Source organism: Microbulbifer sp. A4B17 (assembly GCF_003076275.1).
Taxonomy (GTDB): Bacteria; Pseudomonadota; Gammaproteobacteria; order Pseudomonadales; family Cellvibrionaceae; genus Microbulbifer.
In genome coordinates this window covers 4,100,681-4,113,214 of sequence record NZ_CP029064.1, presented here as the reverse complement: position 1 = coordinate 4,113,214, position 12,534 = coordinate 4,100,681, and the positions used below count along the sequence as shown (strand labels likewise).

The 12,534-nt window shown below is 48.4% G+C and carries 12 protein-coding genes; 6 read left to right on the top strand and 6 right to left on the bottom strand.

Annotated elements, in window-relative coordinates; genetic code table 11:
• The first annotated feature begins 54 nt into the window (after positions 1–54).
• The 3 genes from cas7e to cas6e are packed head-to-tail and all read left to right on the top strand — an operon-like array spanning position 55 to position 2,679.
• The gene (cas7e, locus tag BTJ40_RS18115; protein ID WP_108734387.1) at positions 55–1,131 is read left to right on the top strand and encodes a type I-E CRISPR-associated protein Cas7/Cse4/CasC; all 1,077 of its coding nucleotides are present in this window, start codon (positions 55–57) and stop codon (positions 1,129–1,131) included.
• Between the two features lie 8 nt (positions 1,132–1,139).
• Entirely contained in the window at positions 1,140–1,898 is a 759-nt protein-coding gene (gene cas5e, locus BTJ40_RS18110) for a type I-E CRISPR-associated protein Cas5/CasD (RefSeq protein WP_108734386.1), read from the top strand.
• Between the two features lie 10 nt (positions 1,899–1,908).
• Entirely contained in the window at positions 1,909–2,679 is a 771-nt protein-coding gene (gene cas6e / locus BTJ40_RS18105; RefSeq protein WP_157954149.1) for a type I-E CRISPR-associated protein Cas6/Cse3/CasE, read from the top strand.
• Between the two features lie 781 nt (positions 2,680–3,460).
• Here the strand turns inward: cas6e and BTJ40_RS18100 are convergent.
• The 4 genes from BTJ40_RS18100 to BTJ40_RS18085 form a co-directional block, all read right to left on the bottom strand.
• Positions 3,461–4,297 (bottom strand): hypothetical protein, encoded by an 837-nt coding sequence (locus tag BTJ40_RS18100; RefSeq protein ID WP_108734384.1) that lies wholly within the window; start codon positions 4,295–4,297, stop codon positions 3,461–3,463.
• Between the two features lie 6 nt (positions 4,298–4,303).
• The gene (locus BTJ40_RS18095; protein WP_108734383.1) at positions 4,304–4,825 is read right to left on the bottom strand and encodes a hypothetical protein; all 522 of its coding nucleotides are present in this window, start codon (positions 4,823–4,825) and stop codon (positions 4,304–4,306) included.
• Between the two features lie 343 nt (positions 4,826–5,168).
• On the bottom strand, positions 5,169–5,672 hold the full coding sequence (locus BTJ40_RS18090) for an endonuclease V (protein ID WP_108734382.1): 504 nt from the start codon (positions 5,670–5,672) through the stop codon (positions 5,169–5,171).
• Between the two features lie 42 nt (positions 5,673–5,714).
• The gene (locus BTJ40_RS18085; protein ID WP_108734381.1) at positions 5,715–6,449 is read right to left on the bottom strand and encodes a tetratricopeptide repeat protein; all 735 of its coding nucleotides are present in this window, start codon (positions 6,447–6,449) and stop codon (positions 5,715–5,717) included.
• A 237-nt stretch (positions 6,450–6,686) separates the two neighbouring features.
• Between BTJ40_RS18085 and cueO the strand changes: the two genes are divergently transcribed.
• On the top strand, positions 6,687–8,258 hold the full coding sequence (cueO, locus tag BTJ40_RS18080) for a multicopper oxidase CueO (protein ID WP_108734380.1): 1,572 nt from the start codon (positions 6,687–6,689) through the stop codon (positions 8,256–8,258).
• A 20-nt stretch (positions 8,259–8,278) separates the two neighbouring features.
• Here the strand turns inward: cueO and BTJ40_RS18075 are convergent, their stop codons facing one another.
• A complete protein-coding gene (locus tag BTJ40_RS18075; protein WP_238152054.1) occupies positions 8,279–8,713 on the bottom strand; it encodes a helix-turn-helix domain-containing protein in 435 nt (144 codons plus the stop codon).
• Positions 8,714–8,789: 76 nt separating this feature from the next.
• Between BTJ40_RS18075 and BTJ40_RS18070 the strand changes: the two genes are divergently transcribed.
• Positions 8,790–10,247, top strand: coding sequence for an MFS transporter (locus BTJ40_RS18070; protein WP_108734378.1), 1,458 nt, complete (start codon positions 8,790–8,792; stop codon positions 10,245–10,247).
• Between the two features lie 386 nt (positions 10,248–10,633).
• Entirely contained in the window at positions 10,634–11,032 is a 399-nt protein-coding gene (locus BTJ40_RS18065) for a hypothetical protein (RefSeq protein ID WP_238152053.1), read from the top strand.
• Positions 11,033–11,235: 203 nt separating this feature from the next.
• On the opposite strand, the gene BTJ40_RS18060 is transcribed toward BTJ40_RS18065, so the two are convergent.
• On the bottom strand, positions 11,236–12,189 hold the full coding sequence (locus tag BTJ40_RS18060; RefSeq protein ID WP_108734376.1) for a hypothetical protein: 954 nt from the start codon (positions 12,187–12,189) through the stop codon (positions 11,236–11,238).
• Positions 12,190–12,534 lie beyond the last annotated feature (345 nt).

The window sequence follows — 12,534 nt, the reverse complement described above, 5'->3', positions numbered from 1 at the left end:
GAGAAATGAATCGAAGTAATGTGATGGCCTGACGGTCGCAACAAGGAGAGATTTATGAGCCGCTTTATTCAATTGCATGTATTGACCGCCTATCCCCCTGCGAACCTGAACCGGGATGACTTGGGGCGGCCAAAAACAGCGAAGATGGGGGGTTGTGATCGCCTGCGAATTTCCTCCCAGAGCCTCAAGCGTCACTGGCGAACGTCGGAGTTGTTCCAGCAGGTATTGGCTACGGAGCAGGGGGATAGCCTAATTGGTACCAGAACTAAGCGTCAGGGGGTACTGGCCTATGATACTTTATTGGAACTGGGCGTCTCTGAGAAAAAGGCCAAATTGTGGGCGCAGAAAATTGCAGAGCAATTCGGTAAGTTAAAAAAGCCGGAAAAAGATAATCCTCTGGCCGATTTGGAAATCGAGCAGTTGGTTCACCTCAGTAGTGCCGAGCAAAATGGGATCAATGCTCTACTGAAAACCTTGGCAGAAGAAGGGCGGGAGCCTGAGAAGGCGGAGTTGGATTTATTGCGCAAGGAAAATATGGCAGTAGATATCGCCTTGTTTGGCCGTATGCTCGCTTCCAAGCCTACCTATAACGTTGAAGCTGCGTGCCAGGTGGCTCATGCGCTGTCGGCACATTCTGTAGTGATTGAAGACGATTATTTTACTGCGGTAGACGACCTGAATGATCGCAGCGAGGATGCCGGTGCTGCTCACTTGGGTGAGGCTGGTTTTGCTGCGGGATTATTTTATTCCTATATCTGCATTAACAAAGAGCTGCTGATTGAAAACCTGGGTGGGGATAAGTCCCTGGCCGATCGAGCCGTAGCTGCGCTGACTGAGACAATTCTTAAAGTTTCCCCCAGCGGTAAACAAAACAGCTATGCCAGCCGCGCCTATGCCTCTTATGTTGTTGCCGAAGCTGGTGACCAGCAACCGCGCTCTCTATCTGCGGCTTACCTGAAGCCCGTTGATCGCTATAGCGAGGATTACGCCCATGACGCTATTGATGCACTGCAAAAGCAATTGCAGAGTTTCGATAATGTGTACGGGGATTGTGCCGATAGTCGCTATGTTCTCAATGCCGTAACTGGTGAAGGTAATATCAAGGAACTTTTAGCCTTTGTCAGCGAGTAGGTGGCGCTATGGAATACCTAGTATTTCGTCTTTACGGTGCCATGGCTTCCTGGGGGAACGTGGCTGTGGGGGAGTCCCGCCATAGCGCACACTATCCGGGTAAATCCGCTATTGCGGGACTATTTGGTGCGGCACTGGGGATACCCCGGGAGCGAGAGGACTTACACCAGAACCTGGCCCAGCAATATCGCCAGGCGGTAAAGGTACTGAATGTAGGTACTTTGCTGAAGGATTTCCACACGGTGCAGGTCCCAGATTCCGCCGGCAAGCGTCGCTACCATACACGCCGGGATGAGCTGGTTGTAGGGAAAGCACGCCTGGGAACCCTGTTATCCCGCAGGGAGTATCTGGTGGATGCGCAGGCGGTAGTGGCTCTGCGATCCTGTGAGGAGGCTAACTGGACTCTGGCGGAGTTGTGTGAAGCCCTGGCCCGACCAAAGTATCACCTCTACCTGGGGCGCAAGGCATTTCCCCTTTCAGCCCCCACTGCCGCACGGGTGATCGGTGCGGACAATTTCCGCAGTGCCCTGGATCATTACGAATCCCCGGAACTGCTAGATTACCAACCGGAATGGGCCCGGCAGGAGCGCTGGTTGCCCACTGAAGAGAGTTGTCGTTACTACTGGGAGGGTAGCTTGGATGATTTCTCTGCGGAAGATGGAGAGTTTTCAGCCGGATCTGTACAGCGGCTTAGCCGTCTCGATCAGCCCCTATCTCGCAAGCGCTGGCAGTTCCAGCCGCGTATTGAAAATCTCTGGCAGTCTTAAGGGAGCGGCTATGTATTTATCCAGAGTTCAACTATCTCCCTCGCTGGCGGTGCAGAAGCAGCTGGCACGGTTGCTCAGCGAAAATAGCTACGGTATTCATCAAATCTTGTGGGATCTTTTTGATGGTGATGAGCGTTTTCTATTTCGTGAGGAATCCTCGCGGGAACAGCTGCTTAGCAAACGCAATCTACCGGTGTATTACCTGCTGTCAAAAGCCCGGCCTGCGCAGGACAATCCGATATTTTTGGTAGAGACTAAAATCTTCGAGCCCTGCTTAAACCCCGGCGATCGGCTGGCCTTTCGCCTGCGGGCGAACCCTACAGTCGCCCGTAAAACCGAAGGGCAAAAGCGCGGCAAGCGGCACGATGTGCTGATGGATGCCCAATACCATTGGTTGCGGGAGCAGTGCGAATTGCATGGTTTACCTGTTGAAGGTGGCAAAGGGCAGCTGAAGCAGAGCTTGGTGCAGGAAAAGCCGGAGCAGTTTGACCAGGGGCAGATTGAAACCCGGTTACAGGATGTCAGCCAAACTGCTGCCCGCAGCTGGTTAATTCACCGGGGGACGCGCCTCGGATTTGATATTTACCCACCAAAGCTTCACTGCAATGGGTATCGTTGGAATTTGTTACATAAAAAGCAGCGCGGTGCTGGCTTCAGTTCTGTGGATTACCGGGGAGAGCTTTTGGTTACTGAACCCGAATTATTTATAAAAAATATTTTTGCGGGTATGGGACCGGCCAAAGCATTTGGTTGTGGATTGATGTTAATCCGCCGAATCTGATTGGGATAAATAGAGTTGTTATACAGCTGGAAGTGTTTGAGAGCGAGGGCTGGGATTCAAAAGTATCGGCAACGATACTAAGACTTTAGCGGATAGCAAATAGGCATATTTAGAGAGTTCTTCGCATCAGCGGAGATAAATCGACCGGTGAGATGATGGTCAAGTTGGCTTCATACTGTTCCCCGTATATACGGGGCTAAACCGGAGGGTATCCTGTTATACACTCCTTTCCGAATAGGTTCTCCGCTTAAGCGGAGTTGCACCGGTAATTGCGCAATAAGGCAGTCTTAACTGAGGCTGTTCCCCGCCCAGGCGGGGTTAAACCGTGGAAAATCGTCAAAGCTGCACAGTAATTATTCGGGCTATTCCCCGCTGCTGCGGGGGTAAACCGAGTGTGGGGTTGGTTGTGCCGACACCTGAGTTTGTTCCCCCGCTGGGCGGGGCTGGACCGTAGCCGATAGCGTACGGGCATTGGCTCTAAAAATGTTTCCCCGAAAGCTCGGGGCTATGGTGGGGATATGCTATGATCGCGCTCCTTTTGCGTGACTGTTCCCTGTTTGTACAGGGATAAACCGGATAAGGCATGGCCTTTGTGCTCTGCGCAAAGTGTTCCCTGAATGCTCGGGGATAAACCGACGATGGAGAAGTTGTCGGAGTGCATCTTAGTTGTTCCCCGCTCTCGCGGGGCTGCACACAACTTTCCCCTTCTTATTTTTCCCGCAGCGGTCGTAATTAAATGCCGCGCAGTGTATTACCGGGAGCTTCTTAATTTTGGCTGAAATTATTGGATTATCACGTCGGTATTACTCTCACCGCCGATCTGGAAGTTAAAAGCGCGGCCATTAGAACCTGTCTGAGTAATTTCCTTGGTGTGATTGTTACCAACTTGCAGGCTAAAGGCTGAGTTGGAGTCACCGCTCTGGGTGATGGTGATGTTATTACTATCGCCAAATTGTCGGGAGCTTATTGAAAGAGGCTCACCAGCCTGTTCGAACGTTGCCCGGTTATCAAAACCCAATTGACGGGTGAATATATCTACCTCTGTTCCAGCCTGCTCGATATTGGCAACATTCTGCAACCCGGTTTGTTCATTGGTCGCGCTGATCAGTAAGCCGCCTTGATTAATAACAACCACATTATCAATCAGGAACTGTTCGCTGTTCATGGAGTTGAATTCGGCACCCAGCTGGGAACCAGTGATCTGGTTGGTGGTACCGGTCTGGCGTATATCGATATTGCTACTCAGTGCGGATTGTTCTAAAGCCGCGTTGTTGCCCCCACCATTTTGGCGCAACTCAAGGGTATTAAAGGCGCCGGTTTGGGTAATTGAGGTGATATTGGCGTCGCTGAGCCTTTGGATAATCAGCAGGTCATTGAACAGACTGTCCACTTGGGAGGCAAAGGCAAAGGCGAAGTGGCGATTGTTCGTTTGCCGCAGGGTCATGCTGCTGCTGACACTGGCAAATTGTGCGAGCCCACCATAGCTGTCGCTACCATCCTGAAAAATATCCAGGGTACCATCGATAGTAGCAACCAGGCTGGCGGTGGCGAAGTCGTCCCGATAAAATTGAAAGATTAAAACGGAACTTCCTATATTGCCTGCGGTTTCCTCTACCACGGCACTTTACCGTTCGCCGTCCTGGAATACAAAAATGCTGCCGTTAGTACTGGCTTCCTGGCGACCAATAAAAAAATGACTCTCTCCGTTCTGGATATTGGTAAGGGAATTACCGCTGCCAAAGCGCTGTTCGATATTGGAAGCATTGGAGGTACCGAGTTGCAGAATAGATACCTGGCTGTCGATTGAAAGCTCCTGGGTGATCTCGGAAGTATTTTGTGAGCCGATTTGTGTATTGGTTGCGCTTAAAGAAGCACCACCGGATTGGGATATCGTGGACTCGTTTTGATTGCCGATCTGGGTACCCAGAATACTACTGTTAATAACACCGCCACTTTGTGTGGCAGTGACTGTATTGGTGTCACCTACTTGGTGCTTGATAATAGTATTACCGAAACCCGCTCCAGTTTGATTGGAGTTCGCTGAGTTACCCGAGCCGATTTGTTCCAAGTCGGCAGAGTTAGTCCCCAGCGCATTGCCGCTAAAAGCAACCAGTGCGAGCGTCGCAATACTGGTACATAACTTCATGAGTAACTCCTTTACTGCAAAACTTCCAAGGAGCCCATTCGGGGCTGTTAATGAACATCGTCCACTCAAACTTCACAAGTGGACATCAAAAACTACGAGCCGAATATATCGGTATGGGATATTAGCTACTTCTATTCGTCTATCTAAGTGCCAGATTATTCCTTTGCTATAAACGGATGCCAGGTCACTATTACTTTCAGTAGCTATTTCCCGCCGAATAGAAAAATTATCGCCGGCATCAAAGGGGTAGGATATGAGAAATAAGTATTGAAAATGTAGGAAGAAATTCTCAGTGTAAGGATTGGGAAATGGCGGGGATAACCGCCTTTCATTCTCTCGAGAATTATTGCGTGGACTTTCGACACTCGCGGTCCACTCGTTTCAATAAAGTGGGTATACGGTGGTCGCCATGCATCGTTTGTATCAAAAGTTTGGCTTCCGTTAAAGGGAGACCAAGGCTGCTGATATATAGTGGTTTTACACTTTTACCTCGCAGCAGCTCCGCTTCTGCGGGAGTGTCCTTAAACGGTTTCTTGGCGACACCGATGATAGAAACTTCTTGCTGTAGTGCCGAATAGAGATGAGCCCCAAGGCCAAGTCTTTGTTCCTCTCCGAGAAATACATAACCATCAATAACAATCAGTTCTGTCTCTATCTGGTGTTCTTCGAGTAGGGTGAGGATACAAGGGAGCTCTCGCTTGTAGAAAGCACCGGGCTCATAGGTCAAGGTACTCTCTATTTTACTGCGATATAGTTGCTCGGGGTCAGGAGCTGACCAATCCTCAAAGCCGACCCCGGCTACCACCGCACCGGAGTCCCGGTAATCTACATCTACCGCCAAAATCATACAGGGTGCCTTTTTACTATGGAGCCGAGTGTTGCCGTTAGCTCAGGATACTTCCAGTTTTGTCTGCTTTAACAGCTGCTTATGAGTGGCTTTGTAGTGCTTGCCCAGTGTTTTGGATTTATCAAGGATTTCATTGAATAAGATATTCGCCTTTTCTGCTTGGGATTGACTCTTTAAAAACAGGGCAAAGTAAAAAGTTGCTTCAGGCCCGCTGTAGTATTGATACAGCGTTTCATACTCGTGGTAGGCTTCTTTTACTTGCTTCAATGATGCTAGAGTACGAGCGTAAAGTAAGTGGGCATCCTGATTTTTATAATCGGGGTTCTTTTCAATTAATTGATCCAGTGTCTCTTTGGTCGGTTCAAATAGATTGAGAGCAAATTGACAGCGCGCCAGCCCAAACATCAGTTCAGGATCATCCTGATGAACCCCCTGGAGGCACTTTTCATAGAGAGTTTTTGCCTCTTGATAAAGACCACGCTTCACGCATTCATCGGCCATACGCATAGAGTTTTCCACATTATTGGAACGGGACAGCTCCTGTGCGGCCTGGTGGATATCCCGGTTAGGATTCAGTGTTTCCTGAACTGTCCTGCGCGCATATTTAGCACTGCGAGATTGATTCAATTCCGGCAGGATTTCCAGAATCAGGTAGGCAATAGCTCCAGCCATGGGCAGCATCACCAGAATCCAGATCCAAGTGCTGTTGCGTCCGGTTTTGACCACGTGAATAACAAAAGCTGCCTGAATAAGGATGGATAGAACAAGAAACGGCATAGGGATTACTCTTCCTGTTGTGAGGCTGTTTTTATCGTGAGGAAGGTTAACCGAGTCCTTTTAGAACGCAATAGTTGAGGTTGACGAAATACCGTACCTGGGTACCACTTACTTTTTAAGCTGTAGTTGTCGCAGCTTACTACTGGCTCATTGGATAAGCGGTCTAAGATTCCATAGGATTAAAACCGCTAGTGTTACAGGCACTTGGAACTATGGCGCACAGGGAGGGGAGGGCCAATGGCTCAACTGTCGAGACGGGAGTTTTGCTTTACCACTGGCGCAATGGGGGCTGCCCTATTAACTGGCGTGTCGAGTCCTAAAGCTGCCCAGGCAAAGGAGGGCCGTCGGCACACACTCCCTATTCCACCGGAATTGCGTGCAGATGCGCAAGGCCGGATTAAATTGGCAGCTCGCCCGGGTAAGCAATCTTTTCTACCGGGGTTGACCACCCGTACCTACGGGTTCAATGGCCCATTTTTAGGCCCGGCGATACGGGTGCGCAAGGGCGAAAAAGTAACCGTCAGTGTGGTTAATCAATTACCTCAAAACGTGACGGCTCACTGGCACGGTTTAATCGTTCCAGGCAGCGCAGATGGCGGCCCCTATATGCCACTGAAGCCCGGTGATACCTGGACGGTGGATTGGAATATTATCCAGCCCGCCGCCACTCTCTGGTTTCATCCCCACCTTTATCCGGCAACTGCTGAGCTGGTGTTAAAAGGGTTGGCGGGGTTGATCATTATCGATGATGAGGAAAGCGATGGGTTGTCAGTACCTTCTCGCTGGGGCGTTGATGATATCCCCCTGATAATTCAGGATCGCCGTTTTACCGATGATGGCCAGTTTTTTCATCGTTTTAATGAAGTGACGATTGCGGCGGGCTATTGCGGTGATCACCTGCTGGTCAATGGTGCGATGAATCCTGTGGTCAGGCCGCCTAAAGGATGGGTTCGCTTTCGTATTCTGGATGGTTCCAACGGTCGCAACTACCTATTGGCGACCAGTGATAAACGTCCGCTCTATGTTATTGCCAGTGATGGCGGTTTTCTCCGGGAGCCGGTAAAAGTAGACCAGTTGCCGATTGCTGCAGGTGAGCGTTATGAGGTGATGATCGATACCAGCGATGGCAAGCCATTCGATTTTCAAACACTGCCAGTGCCCCAACCAGTGATGCGCCTGCCACCATTTGACCGGGCCCACAGTTTTCTCAGTGTGATTCCCGGTACGTCAGAAGGGCAAGGACAACTGCCCGATAGTCTCGTTTCACTGCCGCCAGTTCCACAAAATTTGCCACCAATCAGCCAGAGGCTGGTGATGCAAATGAATCGGCAAAAGCAGGAGCAGGCGGTAATCAGCGCGACAGGGCTGCCGCAGATGATCGCTGCCGGTAACACAAACCCTGATGTGGTGGCCAAGGTGGTTAAGCTGATTACCGAGGGGCCGGCATTGCCTCTGAAAGAGCAGTTAACCGCGAATGCGATTAATGGGGTTTCCTTCGCATTTACCGAGCCGGGGTTTAAGGTTGCGAGGAACGAGGGCTTGCGTTGGGAGATCTCAGAAGGGCAAGACAGAATGCTGCATCCAGTGCATATCCACGGCTGCCAGTTTCGAGTAATAAAATACAATGATGCGGAGCCGCCACTCTATATGCGTAGCTGGAAAGATACAGTACCCATATCCGATGGTGGAAAAGCGGAAATTTATGTTCGTTTCCCATTGCCGGCCATGCCCGATATGCCCTATATGGTGCACTGTCATGTATTGGAGCATGAGGATTCGGGAATGATGACGGAGTTCAGTGTCTCCTGACTCGATTCGCAGCTAATCAGTCAGCGCTGCTTATGTTTCCTATCCTCTTTGTGTTGTAATTTGGTCGCCTTTCTAATCAGATTTTGGAAGTTGGGGCACTCCAGCTGATTTTTCTCAGGACAGTTGGCGACATGGCGGAGTCCATCGCGCATGGCCTCTAACCGGCGGATACTCTTTTCCAGATCGTCGGCTCTGGCAAGGAGTTGTTCCCTGTCGATAGAGGGGTTGCCATTAGAGGAAAACATCTCGCCAATTTCATCCAGAGAAAAACCGGCGTAACGGCCAAGAGAAATAAGGGACAGCTGTTCTACCACAGAGGCCTTAAAAATTCGGGTAATTCCCCGGCGACCACATGACTTTATCAGGCCTTTTTCTTCATAATACCTCAGTGTGGAAGAGGGGAGTCCCGACAGTTTGGAGACTTGGCGAATATCCAGTTCTTCCATGTTGTTCATCGCTTATTGACCTCAAGCTCACTTGAAGTTGTATGCTAGTTCCACGCGTCATTACTGGCAAGTCAAAGTTCAGCTTATGCACACCGCGAAAGATTATTGCAAAGGCCCAGCCACCCAACAGGCCAACCGGATTTCAAAAAGGGGTGTCCTGATCACCTTGTGTTTGGCAACCTTGTTAGCGGCTTTGGGCGTCAGCGCAATTAATATGGCGCTGCCCGTATTAATCGACAAGTTGGGAACTTCATTTAGTAATACCCAATGGATTACCGTGGCCTACATGATGTGCATGACTGCCACCTTGCCAATTGCCGGCAGTCTCAGCGATAAGCTTGGCCGGCGAAAGTTATTTCTTGCCGGTGGTCTTATATTTTCCTTGTCCACACTATTTTGCGCACTTTCATTTAATGTGTGGAGTCTGGTATTTTTCCGTGCAATACAGGGGGCGGGTGCTGCGATGTTTGTAGCTGTGTCCATGGCTATTGCCAGCGATGTTTTCGATAAATCTGAAACTGGAAAGGTCATAGGTTTACTGGGCAGCCTGTCAGCGGTAGGTACCGGTATGGGCCCTATTGTGGGTGGCCTGATTGTAGAAAGCCTGAACTGGCAGGCTATCTTTTGGCTAATAGTACCGGTGGGGCTTGGGGTATTTTTTCTCGCATATCGTATCCTGCCGGAAAATAAAGCTGGTGAAGTTGCGGATGGGCGGAGCCGGTTTAAGCGTTACCTGGCCGCAGCTTTGCTGTTTTTTAGTATTGTTTTTTATACCCTGGCTATCAAACCTTTAGGAGAGGAGTACTCCGTCGTCAACGGAATCGCTATTGCTCTGTCTGCGGTATTTGGTGTAGCGTTGCTCTACTTCAGGCAGAGAGTGCAGCCGTTGAGCCAGGGGTTTAGTGAGCCATCGGGGAAGCAGACATTGTTGGCCAATCTGGCTGGGAATTTTCTGGTGGCCTCATCGGTAATGAGCAGCCTGATTGTGGGGCCCTTTTATTTGACTCTGGCACTGGGGCTTGATCTGTTTATCGCTGGACTGGTGATGACGACAGGGTCATTTGTGGTAGCCACCTGTTCTAACCTTGCCGGTCGCGCGGTGGATCGATTTAAGAGTCGCGGTATCATCTTACTGGGCCTCTTTATTATGCTTAGCGGAGCCCTCGGGATGGGGCTGCTAAGGGTAGAGCAGGGGTTGATCGGCTATCTGATATTTTCCATTACTGTGGCAATTGGCTATGGAACCTACTTGTCGACAGTAAATACACTGACAATGAATAGTGCCAGAGCTGAAGTTCGGGGGCGAATTTCTGGCTTGCTCAGCCTGTCGCGAAGCTTGGGTTTATTGACCGGTGCCTCATTGATGAGTGTGGTTTTTGTAGGGCTTGTGCCCAGTTTGCCTTTGCAAGCAATGAGCCCGGTACAAATAGCGGATGGTCTCAATGCCGTTTATCGTCTGGCATCGCTACTGTTGTTAATGGCATTTGTTATACAGTTGATATCTATTCTTGCCGTTAGGCTTGCTGTTAAAACCCAGGACTAGTATTTATTCCACAGCTACTAAATACGCTTTAGTGAAGAGTAATTGATCGCATTTGATTCCCTTGTGTATCAATAACCATTCGAGTTGTTGGTACCTATTTGGCCCCCTCGTTGAAGCCCAGCCTATCTAACTTTTGTATCAACGACTACTTCCATCGATTGATAACTTTCGATGATAGATTTGGTTGACTTAAAGCTGGCTTTAAGTTGTATCTTGAAATTGTGAACTCACAGTAATTTTCTACAAGGTACTGAAAGAGCTATTGGAGGACCTAAATAGTGACAACTGATTCTTTGCAACAGTGTATTGAAGCACTTAAAACCAATTGGAAAGGACTGGATTCTTTATCTATCGCTAGGTGTCGAGAAGCTTTGGAGAAATTGGCAGTGTCGCCCCCTGATGAGGCATGGCTGGTCGATTTGCATGTTCGCAAGGAACCAAGCGTGGAACTTTATCGCGATAATGATAAGGGCTTTGTCCTGCTGGCTCATGTAGAGCCCCGAGGCCTCTATCGACAGCCGCACAATCATGGCAATGGCTGGGCATTCTATGCGGTTCAATTTGGCCAGGTAGAGATGTCCACCTATGGAATATTTCGGCAGGACGATCGCGAACAACTGGTAAGTCGCGGTTGCTATTCAATGAAGCCTGGCGATTGCAGTGCTTTTCTTCCCGGTGATATTCACGATACCCGATGCCGCTCTGAATATGTATTGATGTTTAGATTAACCAGTTGTGACTTTAGTGAGGAGAAGCGTGAGGGGCGGCTTAAAGTTTATTCATAATAAATAAACTGTGAAATAGGGGGCGGTAGCTGAAAATGATGCACCTCTGTGCCCTATTTTTATTGTAAATTTTATCCAAAAATCTGCTCTTTCCACTCTCTCAAAGGGCCCGCTGGCAGATTGTCAGCGGGCAATTAAAAATAGGGCTAAATTTTAAGTCACAACTCAGGATCAAGAAACATATAGAAAATTTTGAGCCGCTATTAGTGAAGTATCATCCCAATATTGCTGTCACCTATCTGATTGGCTATGATATTTCCGCTTATTTCACTCTGTAAAATTTCCATGAAGTTATCCATACCACTTTGCTGGGCAAAGACGGAGCTGGTAGCACCATCCTGATTGGCAATAATCTCGTTAAGCGTACCATCCTGTATCGTATTGATATTCATAAATTCCCCTTCTTGCCGAATAGTTGAAATATTATCAGAACCACTTTGGCTGGCTTGGGCATAACTATTCTCATTGAATTGTTGTAAAAGAAAGACACGTTGATCATTGCCCATTTGAGTGATTTCACTGATAAGTGATTCTCCTTGAGTTTGTATGCTCGTTGCCCTGTTTCCTGTTCCATTCTGTACGACATTAGCAGTGTAGGAAATGCCGGGTAGTTGATTGACGACACCGATATTTAGAGTTCCCGTTTGCATTAGTGAGCCGGAGTAGGATTCACCGCCTGCAGCACGAACCAGACCATCATTACTTTGCCCAGACTGAAATAAAAAACCAGTAGTACTAATTACATCTGCTTGAAAAATATCTCCATCATTCAGTTGCCCTTCCTGATAAATCTTTCCAACAGTATTAGTCGTGATCAACTGGGTACTCTCTGCGGTTTGATTCTCACCTACCTGTTCAATCAGTATCACAGTTGAGCTAGTTTCCTCCTGACTGGCGACAACAGTATTGCTATTACCGGTTTGTATTTGCTCTATCCAGCTTTGCGAAGAGTTTACCGTTTGAATTGCTTCGGCAGAATTATTGTTTCCCGTCTGTGATTGAATTATTAAATTGTTGTCAATGGTTGGATCAGATTGGTCTGCAGTAGCCAGATTACCAACGCCACTTTGTTCAACTATGGTGGTGTTGCTGTTGGCGTGACTGTTAACACTTAGTAAAATAATTATGGCAGAAAAAAGAACCCGATAGATCTTCACTGGAATCTCCCTCTTTTGAAATTTATGAAGCGATCGAATGCTTAGGACGCATATTTAGTTCGAGCTGAACATAGATGAACGATCACGGATTTTGGCTTATTACTGCTGATATTGCCGATTTAAAGTGTTGCTATCAATCCAGTGGAATACTATAGGAGAAAAGTACTTTAAATCTGAGAGTAAAGTCACCAGAGAAAGCGTTGGTACTGGTTGAGCTTTCGTTTATGCAGACAAAGTGTGTGAGGTTGAGAGTATATTCTTATGCTGTAATTATCAATCCGGTTGTTGTCTGATGAAGATATAATGTACATATTAAAAGAAGATACACACACGGCCCTCAATTCT

Excerpts from the sequence above, each read along its gene's own strand:
- BTJ40_RS18070 (WP_108734378.1), top strand. The coding sequence starts at position 8,790 with ATGCACACCGCGAAAGATTATTGCAAAGGCCCAGCCACCCAACAGGCC.
- cas5e (WP_108734386.1), top strand. The coding sequence starts at position 1,140 with ATGGAATACCTAGTATTTCGTCTTTACGGTGCCATGGCTTCCTGGGGG.
- cas6e (WP_157954149.1), top strand. The coding sequence starts at position 1,909 with ATGTATTTATCCAGAGTTCAACTATCTCCCTCGCTGGCGGTGCAGAAG.
- cas7e (WP_108734387.1), top strand. The coding sequence starts at position 55 with ATGAGCCGCTTTATTCAATTGCATGTATTGACCGCCTATCCCCCTGCG.
- BTJ40_RS18095 (WP_108734383.1), bottom strand. The coding sequence starts at position 4,825 with ATGAAGTTATGTACCAGTATTGCGACGCTCGCACTGGTTGCTTTTAGC.
- BTJ40_RS18075 (WP_238152054.1), bottom strand. The coding sequence starts at position 8,713 with ATGAACAACATGGAAGAACTGGATATTCGCCAAGTCTCCAAACTGTCG.
- BTJ40_RS18090 (WP_108734382.1), bottom strand. The coding sequence starts at position 5,672 with ATGATTTTGGCGGTAGATGTAGATTACCGGGACTCCGGTGCGGTGGTA.
- BTJ40_RS18085 (WP_108734381.1), bottom strand. The coding sequence starts at position 6,449 with ATGCCGTTTCTTGTTCTATCCATCCTTATTCAGGCAGCTTTTGTTATT.
- cueO (WP_108734380.1), top strand. The coding sequence starts at position 6,687 with ATGGCTCAACTGTCGAGACGGGAGTTTTGCTTTACCACTGGCGCAATG.